Origin of the sequence: uncultured Paracoccus sp. (assembly GCF_947496875.1) — a bacterium.
Taxonomy (GTDB): Bacteria; Pseudomonadota; Alphaproteobacteria; order Rhodobacterales; family Rhodobacteraceae; genus Paracoccus.
This window is the reverse complement of record NZ_CANMEH010000027.1, coordinates 1-14,230: the sequence shown is the minus strand read 5'-3', so window position 1 is coordinate 14,230 and position 14,230 is coordinate 1. Positions and strand designations below refer to the sequence as shown.

Genomic DNA, 14,230 nt, shown 5'->3' with positions numbered 1-14,230 from the left:
GCGACTGCCTCACGCCCAGATCTTCCATGGCGCGCCGAGCCGCCACTGCTCTTCCAGGATGTGGCGGTCGCGCAGGCTGTCCATGCTCTGCCAGTAGCCGTCATGCACGAAGCTGGCCAGTTTTCCGCGTTCGATCAGCCGCTCCATCGGCTCCTCTTCCAGGACGGTGCCATCGTCGTCGATCAGGTCCAGCATCTCGGGCTCGCAGACGAAGAACCCGCCATTGATGAGTCCGCCGTCGCGCTGGCCCTTTTCACGGAATCCCTCCACCCGGTTGTTGTCCTCGTTGAGACGGAGCGACCCGTAACGGCCGGGCTGCACGACCGCCGTCAGCGTGCACCATGCCCCCGACGCACGGTGGGCGGCGATCAGTTCGGGCACATCGACGTTGCTGAGGCCGTCCCCGTAGGTCAGGCAGAACGTTCCGTCACCCAGCAGGTGGCGGGCCCGCCGCAGCCGTCCCCCGGTCATCGAGTCGGAGCCGGTGTCGAGCACCGTCACGCGCCAGTCCTCGGCGACGTCGCGGGCCCACTCGATCCCGCCGGTCTTGAGGTCGATGGTGAAGTCGCATTCGTTCGCGCGATAGTTCAGGAAGTAGTCGCGGATGAACTCGACCTTGTAGCCACCCAGCACCACGAAGTCGCGCAGGCCGTGATGGGCATAGAACTTCATGATGTGCCACATGATCGGCCGGCCACCGATCTCCACCATCGGCTTGGGCCGGACCGCCGTCTCCTCGCTGAGACGCGTCCCGAACCCTCCCGCCAGAAGGGCCACCTTCATGCCGCGGCCCTCCGCGGTACGCCGGTCCAGGTCAGCCGCTCGGTCAGCCGCCCGGCGGCCATGTGGTCCTGCAGCACCCGCAGCCGGACCATCGCGGAGTTGCGGAAGTCGGGATCGGCAAAGCCCATGCCCCGCAGCCCCTCGACGAGATTGGCGATCGACTGGTCAAGCGAAACCTGCGGCTGATGATACGGCGCAAGGGCGGCGTAGCGGCCGAAGTCCACCTGGTAGGACCGGCTGTCGGCAGGCGCCTCGGTGTTGATCGACACGTCCGTGCCCGGCAGGGCCCGGGCCACCGCCTGTGCCAGGTCGCGCACCTGATAATTGGCGCCGTTGGTGCCGGCGTTGACCACCAGCGCGCGGCCACCGTCCGACTCGGGCCGCCGGGCCGCCCAGGCGATCGCCCGGGCCATGTCCTCGGTGTCGATGAGCGGGCGCCACGGGGAGCCGTCGCTCAGCACCGTAATCACGCCGGTGGCCAGCGCCCCGGCGACAAAGTCGTTGAGCACGAGGTCCAGCCGCAGCCGCGGCGACATCCCGCAGGCCGTCGCGAAGCGCAGCGAGGTCACGATCATCGACCCGCCAAGCGCGGCCAGGGCATCCTCGGTCCCGACCTTGGACTTGGCATAGGCCGTGATCGGGTTCAGCGGATCGTCCTCCCGCCGCGGCCGGGCGTCGGCGACACCGTACACGCTGCAGCTGGAGGCGAACACGAAATGGCCGACCCCGGCCGCCGCTGCGGCCTTCGCCAGGGCGACCGACGCCTCCTGGTTGATGTCGCGCGTCACTGCGGCAAATCGGTCACCCATGGGATCGTTCGACACGGCGGCGAGATGGATCACGACGTCGATCCCCTGCAGGATCTCCGGATCAAGGGCGCGCACGTCGCCGAAGCTTTGACTGTCGATCTGCCACTCGGGCAGGACCCGGGCACCCGTCAGGCAATGGGCGAAGAACGCGCTGTCGAACCCATGGATCCAGCTGTCCGGAAACTCCGCCCGCAGGTGGCGCACGACGGCAGGACCCACGTAGCCCAGGTTCCCCGTCACCAGAATTCGCAAGCCCATGAGGTCTCCTTGTCTGCCCGAATCGGCCCGGATCACATCTGCAACGCGCGCTGCCGCCCGGTTGTCGCCGGCTGGTCCGCGATGTCTGCAACCCCCGGCACAACGGGGTTGAAGGTCAGGCCGAGGAAGATGCCCTCGGCCACCATGCGGGCCTTGTGCGTCTCGCCTTCGCGCAGGAACCTCAGCGCCAGCCGGCCCATCCTCCGGACGTAGCGCAGGGCCGACCTGCGGCCCTCGTAACGCCGGGTCACATAGATGCGGTTCCGGATATGCAGACGATGCCAGCCGATCCGGGTGGGGTCCTTCTCGGTCCGGATGTCGAGCAGGCCCGCCATCGCACGAACATGCTCCACATGGCTGCGGCCGACGAGATACCCGGGCGCCTCGCGGGTGACGCGCAGGGTGTATTCGGTATCCTCGCCCCAGATGAACATGGCCGCGATCGGCAGGCCGTGCCGCTCCAGCGTTTCGCGACGGAACATCGCCGACACGAAGGTCGACCGTCCCACCGGAACCAGCCCATGCTCCAGCAGCTGCGGCCATTTCTCGTAGCTGAGCGCATTGCGGCGCCGGTCGATGTCGGGAACGTTGGTCACAAGCCCGTCCGGCGCATGGGCACAGGACACCGCGAACGGCGCCTCGATCCCCTGTTCGTCCAGGAGCGAGAAAGCGTTCAGGAGCTCGGCAAGGGCATCAGGCGCGGCGATGACATCATCGTCCATCACCCACACGAAGTCGGAACCGGACTCGTGCCCCAGCCGCATGGCCTCGTGGAAGCCACCGGCGGCCCCCTTGTTGCTGGGCATGCGGTGAACCGTCAGGACGCTTGACACGAAACCGGCGAGGACCGCCGGCGTGTCGTCGGTGCTCGCGTTGTCCACCACGATGATCCGGTCGACCGGACGGGACTGTCCCAGAAGCGCGCGCAGACAGCGCTGCACGAGATCGCGCCGGTTGTAGGTCAGAACCACTGCAGTCACGTCAACCATTTACCAACCCGAACCCGACCCCGCGAACCGGCCGCAACATGCCAAGACGCGCCCCGCTTCACAAGTCTCACTTTTGTTTATCCCGGCGTCGCCGCGATCACCGTTGAACAGCGAACACGGGCGCACCCGAAGGCTGCAACCGCTTACTGGGATGTTGGTTAACATCGCGGTGGACTGCGGGCGCGGCTTGAAGCGACGGCCGCTGCAACCGCCCCCGAGAATCAGAGCGCTTGGATAATACCGGGCCAGCCGCGCCACCTGCCCGACAGGACAGGCAACGATCCCGCGCGGCCCGTCAGCCCTCTCGCCCGGTCCCGCACACGCCGCTCGGCGGCCTGACGACGTCCGCCCCCCCTGGACCCGCCATGATGGCGACGTGACGGACGATGTCGACCTGCCGGCAGCATCCCGTCTTGGCAAAGATGTTCCTGAGCTGCGTCCTGACCGTGTCGGGCGACGTCCGGCGATCCGCTGCGATCCGGTCGAGCGTGAGGCCGTCGACCAGGCCTTTCACGATGCTGATCTCGGCGGCAGAGAGATGATGCATCGCCCCGAACCGGCGCACGCCGTCGTGCAGGGCCGGCGTCGGGTCCTCCAGCCGGATGAAGCAGTCCTGTCCGCCGGCGAGATCGCTGCCCGTGGGACCCGGCCGGTAGATGCAGAGGCGCAGCGGCAGGGCGCCGCCGGCCCGCGGGACGTGACAGTGATGCACCGCGGGTGTTCCTGTCGCCTGACCCGCCGGTGCGAGCATCAGCTGGATGACCTGCAGGAGGTCGGCATCCCTGCAGACAAGCTGGCCCAGCGCGCCGACGGACAGGATCTCGGTCCCGTCCATCAGGGCCAGCGCCGCGCGGTCGGCCGAGACCACCTTCAGCTTGCCGTCGACCCGCAGCGCCCCCGACAGGTGCCCTGCCGAGGCCACACGCGCGCCGAAGGTCCGCGCCAGATGCGGGACGAGCATGGTCAGGGTGCGCTTGGCGCCCCGCATCTGCTCCTCGTCCGTGTCGGCGCAGACGATGCTGAAGAAGATGTGCCGATCCGCCTGGCAGGCGAGAGTCACGCCCAGACCCGTGACGATATCCTGCGGCCGCAGATACTCGTCATAATACTGCGTGCGCAGCAACTCCCGGCGCGGCAGCATTTCGTCCGCCTGCATGACCCGTTTCAGCGGACGAATCAGGGCATGTTCCGTCCACGGGTTTATTGCGAAGTATTCCGAATTGTATTTCTGCACCATGCCGTCATCCAGGCCGGCCGCCATCGAAAAGGCACCGTCCCCGGACGCCTTGTCGTGGAACAGCAGAACGCTGTGCCCATTCGGCAGCAGCGCGGTGCTGCGATCCAGGAACTCCTGCCAGGGCGCCTCGGAAAACAGCGCCGCATAGATGTGGTCGATCAAGGCGCTTGTCTGATGCGGCTCATCCCGAGGGTGCATCTGCGGCTCTCCCTTCGTCAACGTGTGGCCGCCTACCCCATCCGGCGTATTTCGGCGTCATTAACCTTAGCTTATTCTGAAGCTGACGTCTTCCACACTCGGCTTGGTCAAATCGAAAAAGTGGATAGGCCGCCCACGATTGCGGGGGACGCCAACAATGTCGATTTCCGAATATGGAGAGATTCAATGATCGAGTTGTTGATCAGTGCCTGCGCGCTTTCTGCCCAGATGGCGGAGCCGCCGATAGAATGCCGCGACTTCAGCCTGCTGTTCGATGCGCGCGAGGTGAGCGTGATGACCTGCATGATGCACAGCCAGCCTCAGATTGCGCAGTGGCAAGAAACCCATCCGAAGTGGCAGGTCGAGCGCTGGCAATGCCGCTCACGTTTCATCCGGGAAAGCATGATCTGAATTGTTGCATGTGATCTTGGCCCGCGCTGCAACGCGAGGGAGCGAAAGATGATGTATTTCGCGCGGTTTCTCTCTACGCCCGTCTTCGCGGGGCGTCCCCACAGAATTACCTATGCGGACAGGCTGGGGTGACCGGCGCCTGAGCAGTCGGGACTTACTCCGCACCAAAGGAGACCGACGGGTCGCCGCCAGCCTCGTGTCAATCAGCGCCGAACGGCGGCAACGGCGCCAGCGTCACGCCGGGTCATAAGCGCGACTGCGATCTCCATCACCCCAACCAGCAGGTGCGGCCACCAGATCAGGTCGGCAAACCCGAACAGCCAGGGCGACACGGCGAGCAGGATGCCGCTCGCGACGTCCACGCCGAGATGCACACTTAGCGGAATGACCTTCGCGATGCTCAGTTCGTACCGGGTCAGCAGGCTCATGGCGATGATCATGACGCCCAGGATCTGGGGCAGCCACTGCGCGGCGCCGCCCGTCGCGAAACCGAACAGGTAGGGCGCGACAAAGAGCAGCAGGCCGGTGGCATAGTCGATAATTGCGTGCGTTCTCGTGTTGATCATCGAACATCTCCGTTGCGGTTGCGTCGTTATCGGCCAGGGACCTTCCGCGAGCAGGTCCCCGATAGGCCTGCACCGCCGGATAGGTGGACGCGCCTGAGCGGATGGTCGTCAGCCCCGGCATCTCGGTCCCGATCAGGAAGGCGTCGACCCCGCCCGCCGCCGCGCAGAGATGGGCGTAGTGCAGCACCATGCGGCGCAGGCCCCAGTCGCCGGGCGATCCGGTCCAAGTGACGCTCTCGCCCGAGACGCTGAAGGTCGCGAGTGTGGCCGCGCCGAACAGCGCCGCCACCTGCGTGGCGGCCGTGGCGGTCTTGTCCACGGTCCCAGCGAACCCCGCTGCAGGCGAACAGGTGATCCGCCCGCGCCAGGGGAAGGCGGGTTTCGCCGAGCTGGCGGACGAGGTGATCGAAGGCAGCACGCGCAACCTCGATCGTGACCTGCTGCTCCTGCTCAGGACCGAAGGAGACCTGGACGATCCGATCGGTCCGGCATGGATCGAAGAGGTCGTCCGGGACCTGACCGCGATGGGCGGCATCGCCGTCCTGACCCTGACGCTGCTCGCGGTGGCCGGCTTCTTCCTGCTGCAACGGAAGTTTGCGTCGACCCTCTATCTGCTCGCATCCGTCGGGGGAGGTCTCTTGATCTCGGGTGTGGCAAAGGAGTTCTTCGACCGCCCGCGTCCCGACCTCGTTCCCCACGGGTCGCTGGTCCACACCGCAAGTTTCCCTTCCGGCCATACGATGATGGCTGCGGTCACGTATCTTTCTCTGGGGGTTCTGGTCGCCCGAGCCCTGCCGCAAAGACGGCTCAAGGTCTATGTGCTGGCGCTCGCCGCGGTCGCCACCATTCTCGTCGGGGTGAGCCGAGTCTATCTGGGGGTCCACTGGCCCACGGACGTTCTTGCCGGATGGCTCGCGGGCGTGGGCTGGGCTTCTGTCTGCATGGCGGGCGCCCGATATCTCGCGCGGCGCGGAGACGTTGAGCCCGAGGTCTGCGAGGAACCGCTGTGAGCCCCCTCGAACTGCCGGTCGACGCTGGGAGCGCCCCGCATGCCCGAGACATCATCCCGGCTGCGATGCTGGCCCGTTCAGCCTGACAGATCATCCGTCGCCTTGTCGCTCCACGGCCCGTAACGGCAAGCTCAATCTTATCCCTCGGAAAAAAAGGAAGGCCACGCGCCGTCGCCATTCGGCCGTCAGCGGCTCCTCGATCACCCTGAGCCGCTCGTACGCGGGAAGGAAGGCGCCGGGCCCGGTCAGGGTCCCGACATGCCTGGCGATGGCGCGGCCTCATGCGGAAGAGGGCCTGCGCGCCGGGACCGGCCACTGCCGGTTCCACCTCGATCATTATGCGCCGCGCGCCCACGGCCAGAACCTCGCGCGGGCCGGTCTCACTCCAGTCGCGGCTGTAGGACGGGATCGGCAACGGCTCGGGGTCGCGGTGGCGCGCTTTGCGGGTATGCTGACCACATGACCGACCTGCCGCGCGAGAACGTCCAGTTCTACCCCCGCCCGCCGGCGCTTGAGCCGGTGCCGCAGCGCATCACGATTCGCCTCGGCGGTATTCTCGTGGCCGATACGACACGCGCCCTTCGGGTGCTGGAAACCCACCACGCGCCAACATACTACCTGCCGCCTGCGGACATCAGCGCCACACTGCAAGCCGCACCGGGCAGCACCTTCTGCGAGTGGAAGGGCACGGCACGCTATTTCGACGTGATCGCCGGAGCCACCACCCGCCGGCGCGCCGCCTGGACCTATGATCGCCCGAGCGCGCGCTTCGCGCCCATCGCCGGGTACGTGGCTTTCTATGCCGGGCTGATGGACGAGGTCTGGGTCGGCGATCTGCGCGTGCTCCCGCAGCCGGGGGACTTCTACGGCGGCTGGATCACGCCCAATCTGGAGGGGCAGATCAAGGGCGGGCCCGGAGTCAGCCGGGCGAACAGTTCGGACGGGAGGGCGTTGGGACGTGCGGTCCCCCAAAGGGCTTTCCGAAAGGGGAAGCCGCGACCGTGCGGGGTCGTCAGGTCCAGGCATTGTAGATGCTCCGGCTTTATCGCCTAACACAGCACAGATCCCGACCAAGCCGCGCTGGCGCGAATCGGCCGAAGATCATGGTTCAATAGATAAAATCACTTCGCCCCGAAGCGCATTGACCTCCCTCAATTCGGGCGGCCTGAAAACGCCTGTGGACCTCGGCGTCCCTTACTGTACAGGGCAGCGCCCTTCGCTCAGGGACGCCGGGCGCACAAAAAAGCCGCCGTAGGCGCCGGCCCACACATACTGTCGAATTGGACCCGACCTACGCTGGCTTTCGCGCCCTTTTGCTTCCACAGTGCTTCCACGGGTGTTGGAAACGCAAACGGCGCCCCAGAGGGCGGCGCGTACGCGTTTAATATCTTGTCGGAATTTTTGGTTGCGGGGGCTCGCATGCACTTGAACCGAACAACCGCATACCTCGAATAAAGCGATGCAATGGTACTTCGAGACAGGGCCCCATGATCGTATCAGCAGTAATGCCTAACGCGTTAGCGAGCTTGCTTCTGGCCTAGGCGCCTGATCGCTGTGTGAGTTGTCTTGGTCGGTGGGTCTCATGCGAGGCGAGGCGCGGCATCTGCCGAGCTCCTTCTGGTCGTAGTTCGACCAGACACGCGTGCGCTCGACAAAACCGAGCAAACCGAGGTCACACGCGGGCTGAGCGGGAGTCCGCAATGGCGCAATGTTCCTCACCCACTACCGGATCCAGCCCGGCGTCTATAATGTCGATCGCGCCTGGGAGGACCTCAGGTGCTGGCCCCCGATCGCCGCGCGCATTTCCCAGCTCGACGAGGACGCACAGACGCGAACCTAGCCGCACCCGGAGCGAAAGATGATAACGATTAGCGTCGGCCGGCGAACTTCGACATCCGCCGGCGCTGGTGGCCTCACATCGACCTCAACCCAGCAATCTTTCCTCTGATGGCCGGGTCGACGTCGCTTTTATCTCTGGTCACATAACGGACCGTGATGAAGTGGTCGGTCAACTTACTCAGAAGATTGGTCCGGCGTCCCAGCCCCCTTTTCCCCGTCTATCCGGTTGTGCGCCAGGATTCTTGCGTCCAATTCCAAAGCGACCGGTGGCAGTTTGAGCCTGCGCGCCGCCAAGCTGTTCGTGCTGCTGATCTAGGAAGCCGGGGTCAACGTCGCCGAGCCAAGACAACACCGCATCCCCTATGCCGTGTTGAACGCCACGTTTCACCGGTCCCGCGACGAACTAGTCGAGGCGATCAAGGAACTTCACAGCACGGTTTCGCTGAGGCTGGTCAGCCGTGAGTGGCCCGTCTTCGTCAAGACGGGGCCGATCCTGAGCGATTTTGAACGTGCGGCCGAGGATCTCGGCGCCGCCGAAATCCGGTTCGAGTTTTCCCCTACGATGCCCAGGTCATCGCCGATTCAAATTACTGGGCATCCGTATCGCGGCAGGCAGTGCGGGCCTTCGAAAGCAAGTATTCCCTGCGGCTGCGTCTGTTCCTCAGCCTATCTCCTCTGTTGCCTGTTAGGAGCGACAGCCGAGGATAGTTGCCGAAATAGACAAGTCCCACACTAGCTCCTTCAATGTTATTGGTGCACCTATTATGGGCTTGCAGCCACGAACGATATCTCGATCTATTTGAAATTTGTATGCGACTTTATTCAAAAATAAACATTAGGATAGTAGTTTTATGCGTAATCGCATTGCTGGAGACCATCTCAAAGCACTCGACGGGGCACGGGGAATAGCTGCCTTAGCTGTTATGCTCTACCACGTCAGCTCGGCTGCGGGTAGCGGTGCGTGGCTTTCCGGCGCGTTTCTAGCTGTCGATTTCTTTTTCCTCCTGAGTGGCTTCGTCGTTGCGCGGTCCTACGAAGCGCGCCTCCGGGACGGGGGAATGACTCTGCGTTCCTTTGTTTGGACGCGCGTCGTTCGGCTCTACCCACTTTATATCGCCGCATCGGTGATCGGCCTAACCTATTTTTCTACTAAGATAGTGCTGGGCACCCCGGACGCACCAACTATAAGGGAATTAGCAGCTACATTTCCTGGCGCTATAACCCTCCTGCATCAGCCAAATGCCATATCTTGGGGCTTTGTAGAGTTCCCCTTTGCGCCCTCAGCGTGGTCCTTGAGTTTCGAATTTTGGTTCACGATCATCTACGCCGCAATTGTGCCTAAGCTCTCGACACGCGCTTTGTCGGGCATCGCTATTATCGCCTTCGCACTCCTGTCGCAGCAAGCCAATTTAGTCGGTAGCATCGATATGGGGTATGATCGCCGCACCCTAGTAGGTGGGGTCGCCCGGTTTTGGTTTTCGTTTACACTGGGAGTAATAATCCATCGCTTAGGCCATCTGATTCTTCAGCAACGCCCCTTGTCGCTCGTGCTGGGGGTACCGGCCTTTGCCTTTGTGGCCATCCCTCATGACGCAGTCGGACTCGGATTAGCCTGGATCAGCCTAGTCTTTCCAGCCGCACTAATCGTCGGCGCGGCATCAGAGTGCCGAGGCTGGACAGCTCCGACACTCGACCACTTAGGTCGGCTATCCTACGCTATCTACATCCTTCACGCGCCGATAATTCTTTTCACATTTGCTATCTTCAAGGTCGCCTTAGGTGATGCATGGAACTCAAATCCTATTTTGCTTGCCACCTCCACTATCGTTGCCGCACTCGTCGCATCGGCCGTCGCAACGTATTTGTTCGATGAGCCACTCCGCGCATATCTACGAAAGCGGGGATCACATCGAATCCTGGTCAAGGTTGCTAAGAATTAGAGGACAACCAACTCTTCAATGAATCCGGCAAAGGGGGTTTTTGTTTTTGTTCTTATCGGAGAATATCGCACCGCCTAAGTCCGCTGGAAGAGGGGAAAGTTTCGTGTGCCCTCCTCCTTCACAGCCTCCGGCTGAGCCCCCGCCCCTTGGCCTTGCTCCCTATAACACCCGTTTATCAGGCGGAGGACGCCCGGGGGTTGAGCCGGGCTTGCTGCCGGGCAACCCGAAGCGGACGACCGCGTCCGTGAACTGGGAGGCGTGCCTCTCGTAAAGCGAGCGCTAAATCGTGTTGTGCCGATGGGCGCGCAGGGCACCCACGATCAGATCCCATTCTTCGGCAGTGAGACGTAAGCATTAGGCCTGCTGTGCTTGAAGGGACAACCCGGCTTGGGTGGCGCGGCAGCCTCCCGGTTCCACTTGTCGGCGCGGTACTCCCAAGGGGCCTGGCTTTCTCCCGCCCATATGCCCACTCTAGCAACGCGGGCGCTGTCCTCGGCTGAGGCGAACACATCGGAATAGGTATTGAACGCCCATGCCCTGCCGGTCTCGACCAAGGCTTGGCCCAAGTTCATTCCACCTTCTTCGCAGTCCGCGGTGATGCGGCCGTACGCGTCCCAGCCAAAGGCCAGGCACTGGACCTCTCTATCGCTCACTAGCTCAGCCAACCGGGGCAGTTGCGGCAGTGCCGCAGTCCCAGGTGCCGCCCCTGCCATCGGAGCAGGACTGACCCGCCCGCTGCGCATCGATGCCGTTCAGCCGTATCCGCACCGAGCCAATCGAGAATGTGTCGCCGTCATGTGCCGTCGCCATGCCACTGATGCGCACAGGCTAGGCGTATGTTGACGCCGCAGTCAGCAGCAAGCTAGCGGTGCCTAGAAGCGTGAGGCACTGCGCGGCAGTCGTACGCTTCAATGGCAGTGATAGGGCTGGCTGCCGGCGTGACAGCATTGGCCCGGCGACGAATCCCTGCGGCAGCCGCCGCCGTGAGCAACTGCAGATGATGCTGCAAGGACCGAAATGAGCGTAAGAACCGGAGAAAATCCTGAACATATCGACGCCAATAGTTCCGAACCTTAGCCTATGCGCATTTGTGACGCCAGCTAACATAACCTTTTGGACATGTATAAACATGTGCTGCCGGTGGTCTCCTCAGTGTCCGAGGCACCGCGCGAGCATCGCAGTGTTTCGCTGTACTGCCGTCGTGTGATCGGGGATACCTCAGCGACTGTTTGCGCCCCCGTCCGCACCACCCGGACCTGGCGCAACCTGAGCCGCCGCGCTGCGTAGCGCTGCATTGTGGTCACTGCAGGCGCTTTCAGGCATAAAGAATTGGTCACCGAAGCTAACTCCGACAAGCAGAACTTCAGCGACCTGCAAGAAGGTCAAAATTAAGGTCGAATATTGCGAATTGATCTTCGTTGAACTCATTCGAAGCCCTATTTCGAAAGCGCCCCACCCTCACGCTCAACGTGTCCGTAACTCTGGCCGACAGAACGATGCCTTGTAACCTCTCCTTCCGTGCCTCGCCAAGGAATGTTCCACCTCGCCGATTCTCCTGTATGTACCCTATCTCAAATAGCCGCCCCTCAAAAACCTTTGATCCGAATATGCTAAACGACTCTCTGCTTGCAAATGTCCGGTCGACCGACTGGTATATTTTAGCTTGCACGCCTACCAAAGTGGCATTTCCCAAAAGAGTTTCATGCCTGTATGAAACAGAGTTTTGAAAGTATTTAACTCCATCATCTATTTTAGCTCTCTCAATGGAGATCCGGCTACTCTGAAAGTAAGACGAGAAAACATACGCGCTCTCGGCGCCAAATATAATGGACCTCTCGTCTTTCCGAGATAACTCAGCGACAGCCGTCTCCGCCGATGCACATGCAAATGCCCTTTCCGTCCCTGAAAGAAATCGGGTAATACAAGGGCGGATGACGAACGACCATTTGTCAAAGTTGGCATTCCAGGCGTGTACGTAACGCGATGTGTGATCGAAGCTAAAGGACAATTTCCTGCTTAGTCCCCACAGATGGCTACCCGCTAGCGACGCCCCAATCACAGGTGCGGACTGCCGTCTAAACTTCTCGTCAACTACAAAGTCTAATCCACCAAGGTGGATTGCTTCACTTGCAAAACTGTTATTGATATTGATATCGTAATTCAAAATTGGCCTCAGAGCCCAGCGGGAAGGGCGCTTCTCTGGCCTGAAACTACCAAACCCTTCTTGATAAGCTAATCTTCCCGCGGCGCGCCGCACTTCAGGGATATGCATATCAGGATCCAGCATCTCCAACTTCATAAGATTCGGCGCAACTGTGAACTGATCACGCGTCCATGCGTAGACCTCGCTGGGGAATGCCAGTATTGTAGCAACACAGATCGATAGAAAGATAGAACACGCGGTTTTCATTTCACACTAAACTTTTTTCAATGGCCGGCGCCTTCGTGGCGCCGGCCATTTTCTCAGCGTGTCAACACCATCTGGCCGGAGATGTACTCTCTTCCGGCGCTTGAATCGAGCTGGGCATCAATCACTCCATCCACGATTTCGGCGTTTCCGCCGGAAAAATCGCCGTAAACGTCGCCCGAGACCATAGCTCGCTCACCGGCAGCACTAAGTGAGCCTGATAGATCTGCGGAGTAGCTAGCGCCGCGAATCGCACCGTTGTGGATCGCGACATCCCCGGCAACCGGAGTGCCGTTCTGGGCCTGGAAGTTGTGGAGGCGTCCAGAAAGCGTTGCGTTAGAGAAGTTCGCCTGCATTTCAGCAGAGGAGAGAACTTCGCCATCGCCATATTCGGCAACACCGCGGTAGCTCGCGGTACCGCCTGTAGGCATCTGCGCCTCAGTAGTGTAGTCCGTATCCTCCCACTTTTCCAACAGTGGCAGTCCTTGGTCTCTAAGAGCGTTCCAAGACCCGGGCGTACCGCCACCACCGCCACCACCGCCGCACGCGCCAAGCAAAGCCACAGCAGCGAGTGCATGAGCTAAATATTTCATTCTTTGTCTCGCATTTCTATTAGCATAAGCGATATCGTTACACGCCATAGGTTGCGAACTGATGAACGATCGAACCCACGTGCGTGACATTCGATCTTAGGTGTTGGGCAAGTGATCTCATTTCAACTGACACTAAGTTGCGCTACGAGACGTCGTGGCCGGACTCCGGGCGGCGGCTGAAAGGCGGCTCGTGAGGCTCAGTGGAAATCTCACGTGGCTTCCTGGCCTCCGTTCAGGAACTGGATACCTCGGGCCTCCCGCACCCTGATCAGTGCGGAAAACCAGGCGAGGAGCGCTCTATCGATGAGAGGTACCCGGGCCTATTCGTGGTCTTGTGGCCGGTGGCCGGTGGCCGAAATGGTGGCCCCGTCGCTCGACCAAACCTGACGCTGACGGCAGAGCCCGCCATCCGCTATCCGGAGACCTGTCGAATGGCTGGTTCTGCCTTCAATGTGATGGGAAGTTCACCGGGGCGGAGATGGCAAAGAACATGTGGCACTGTCCCGGTTGCAGTGCGACGCCAATCGACATGTTCAGTTCGCCGTACTGGTTGGAAGTGGAGTCCGAGTAGTCGAAGAAGGGCGCCGGTCCGATTAGAGCGGATCGGCCGCCCCCGAATGCGGTTCGCCCCCAGCGGCCGCCGAGCGAGCCTCGTTGATGCGGAGGTGGTGGAGCTTCGGCGCCTCCGCCGTGTCAACGATGTTCAGCGCGATCTCTCCCTCGCCGACGCCGAGGTCGAGATACGGAGCGTCATGCGTACGAAGGCGAGACGGCGCATGTCGTAGGCTAGGTTGTTCAATGCCTGTCTTCGCCTCGCCCGGATCATGCCGATGGTCCGCAATATCGTGCGCCCCATGCCGTTAGCCTGGGGGAGGACGTGCTCGACCCGGGCTCGCATGCACTTGAACCGAACAACCGCATGCGTCGATCTCCGGACACTCTGACCGCGCCGAGGATTACTTGGGAGGCCACTTCCCCGCCTTCCACCAAGCCACCTCCTCACCCGCCGTCTGGTGCCGGACCACAAGGAATTTGGCCTTGCGCTCGTTGATGAGATCAAGTCGCCGCACCACGTCCGGCAGCGGTTCACCGTAGGCTATTACAACCTTAGGTCTAAGCGGTCACATCCGCACCCACGCTGCCGTCCCCCTTGCCTTGCGTTGTGAGCGGCAGCTTTGTCCCGCCTAGTT

Annotated in this window: 12 protein-coding genes and 2 pseudogenes; 4 read left to right on the top strand and 10 right to left on the bottom strand. The window is 62.0% G+C overall.

The features are described 5' to 3' along the window. Positions 1–9: 9 nt before the first annotated feature. From rfbF to Q0938_RS17310, 4 genes are all read right to left on the bottom strand, one after another. Positions 10–783 carry a glucose-1-phosphate cytidylyltransferase gene (rfbF, locus tag Q0938_RS17325; protein ID WP_299365048.1) on the bottom strand — a complete coding sequence of 258 codons (774 nt, stop codon included), beginning with the start codon at positions 781–783 and terminating at the stop codon, positions 10–12. After that, a complete protein-coding gene (locus Q0938_RS17320) occupies positions 780–1,850 on the bottom strand; it encodes an NAD(P)-dependent oxidoreductase (protein ID WP_299365046.1) in 1,071 nt (356 codons plus the stop codon). The genes rfbF and Q0938_RS17320 overlap by 4 nt, the downstream gene beginning before the upstream one ends. 32 nt (positions 1,851–1,882) lie before the next feature. Next, complete coding sequence (locus Q0938_RS17315; RefSeq protein WP_299365044.1) at positions 1,883–2,839, bottom strand: glycosyltransferase family 2 protein; 957 nt, start codon at positions 2,837–2,839, stop codon at positions 1,883–1,885. 295 nt (positions 2,840–3,134) lie between these two features. Continuing rightward, the gene (locus tag Q0938_RS17310; RefSeq protein ID WP_299365042.1) at positions 3,135–4,274 is read right to left on the bottom strand and encodes a LuxR C-terminal-related transcriptional regulator; all 1,140 of its coding nucleotides are present in this window, start codon (positions 4,272–4,274) and stop codon (positions 3,135–3,137) included. 186 nt (positions 4,275–4,460) lie between these two features. On the opposite strand from Q0938_RS17310, the gene Q0938_RS17305 reads away from it, so the two are divergent. Continuing rightward, positions 4,461–4,685 carry a hypothetical protein gene (locus Q0938_RS17305; protein ID WP_299365041.1) on the top strand — a complete coding sequence of 75 codons (225 nt, stop codon included), beginning with the start codon at positions 4,461–4,463 and terminating at the stop codon, positions 4,683–4,685. A gap of 203 nt (positions 4,686–4,888) precedes the next feature. Here Q0938_RS17305 and Q0938_RS17300 read toward each other — a convergent pair whose 3' ends face one another. Both Q0938_RS17300 and Q0938_RS17295 read right to left on the bottom strand, forming a co-directional pair. Then, positions 4,889–5,251, bottom strand: a complete 363-nt coding sequence (locus tag Q0938_RS17300) for an SPW repeat protein (RefSeq protein WP_299365039.1) — start codon at positions 5,249–5,251, stop codon at positions 4,889–4,891. 58 nt (positions 5,252–5,309) lie between these two features. Next, positions 5,310–5,651 (bottom strand): annotated as a pseudogene (locus Q0938_RS17295) (glycoside hydrolase TIM-barrel-like domain-containing protein); the annotation flags it as partial. On the opposite strand from Q0938_RS17295, the gene Q0938_RS17290 reads away from it, so the two are divergent. From Q0938_RS17290 to Q0938_RS17275, 3 genes are all read left to right on the top strand, one after another. After that, positions 5,545–6,261 carry a phosphatase PAP2 family protein gene (locus Q0938_RS17290; protein ID WP_299365065.1) on the top strand — a complete coding sequence of 239 codons (717 nt, stop codon included), beginning with the start codon at positions 5,545–5,547 and terminating at the stop codon, positions 6,259–6,261. The pseudogene Q0938_RS17295 and the gene Q0938_RS17290 overlap by 107 nt on opposite strands. A gap of 459 nt (positions 6,262–6,720) precedes the next feature. Continuing rightward, positions 6,721–7,314 carry a DUF427 domain-containing protein gene (locus Q0938_RS17280; RefSeq protein ID WP_299365037.1) on the top strand — a complete coding sequence of 198 codons (594 nt, stop codon included), beginning with the start codon at positions 6,721–6,723 and terminating at the stop codon, positions 7,312–7,314. A gap of 1,637 nt (positions 7,315–8,951) precedes the next feature. After that, entirely contained in the window at positions 8,952–10,040 is a 1,089-nt protein-coding gene (locus tag Q0938_RS17275) for an acyltransferase (protein WP_299365035.1), read from the top strand. Positions 10,041–10,360: 320 nt separating this feature from the next. Here the strand turns inward: Q0938_RS17275 and Q0938_RS19470 are convergent, their stop codons facing one another. The 4 genes and pseudogenes from Q0938_RS19470 to Q0938_RS17260 form a co-directional block, all read right to left on the bottom strand. Beyond that, complete coding sequence (locus Q0938_RS19470; RefSeq protein ID WP_366942778.1) at positions 10,361–10,753, bottom strand: thermonuclease family protein; 393 nt, start codon at positions 10,751–10,753, stop codon at positions 10,361–10,363. A 650-nt stretch (positions 10,754–11,403) separates the two neighbouring features. Continuing rightward, positions 11,404–12,450, bottom strand: coding sequence for a hypothetical protein (locus Q0938_RS17270; RefSeq protein ID WP_299365033.1), 1,047 nt, complete (start codon positions 12,448–12,450; stop codon positions 11,404–11,406). A 53-nt stretch (positions 12,451–12,503) separates the two neighbouring features. After that, positions 12,504–12,920: a transferrin-binding protein-like solute binding protein gene (locus Q0938_RS17265; protein WP_299365031.1), complete on the bottom strand. Its 417-nt coding sequence runs from the start codon at positions 12,918–12,920 to the stop codon at positions 12,504–12,506. 823 nt (positions 12,921–13,743) lie between these two features. Beyond that, a pseudogene (locus tag Q0938_RS17260) lies at positions 13,744–13,938 on the bottom strand (hypothetical protein); the annotation flags it as partial. Positions 13,939–14,230: the final 292 nt, after the last annotated feature.

Bases quoted from the DNA above. Each gene is read 5' to 3' on its own strand.
- rfbF (WP_299365048.1), bottom strand. From the start codon at position 783: ATGAAGGTGGCCCTTCTGGCGGGAGGGTTCGGGACGCGTCTCAGCGAG.
- Q0938_RS17320 (WP_299365046.1), bottom strand. From the start codon at position 1,850: ATGGGCTTGCGAATTCTGGTGACGGGGAACCTGGGCTACGTGGGTCCT.
- Q0938_RS17315 (WP_299365044.1), bottom strand. From the start codon at position 2,839: ATGGTTGACGTGACTGCAGTGGTTCTGACCTACAACCGGCGCGATCTC.
- Q0938_RS17310 (WP_299365042.1), bottom strand. From the start codon at position 4,274: ATGCACCCTCGGGATGAGCCGCATCAGACAAGCGCCTTGATCGACCAC.
- Q0938_RS17305 (WP_299365041.1), top strand. From the start codon at position 4,461: ATGATCGAGTTGTTGATCAGTGCCTGCGCGCTTTCTGCCCAGATGGCG.
- Q0938_RS17300 (WP_299365039.1), bottom strand. From the start codon at position 5,251: ATGATCAACACGAGAACGCACGCAATTATCGACTATGCCACCGGCCTG.
- Q0938_RS17280 (WP_299365037.1), top strand. From the start codon at position 6,721: ATGACCGACCTGCCGCGCGAGAACGTCCAGTTCTACCCCCGCCCGCCG.
- Q0938_RS17275 (WP_299365035.1), top strand. From the start codon at position 8,952: ATGCGTAATCGCATTGCTGGAGACCATCTCAAAGCACTCGACGGGGCA.
- Q0938_RS19470 (WP_366942778.1), bottom strand. From the start codon at position 10,753: ATGGCAGGGGCGGCACCTGGGACTGCGGCACTGCCGCAACTGCCCCGG.
- Q0938_RS17270 (WP_299365033.1), bottom strand. From the start codon at position 12,450: ATGAAAACCGCGTGTTCTATCTTTCTATCGATCTGTGTTGCTACAATA.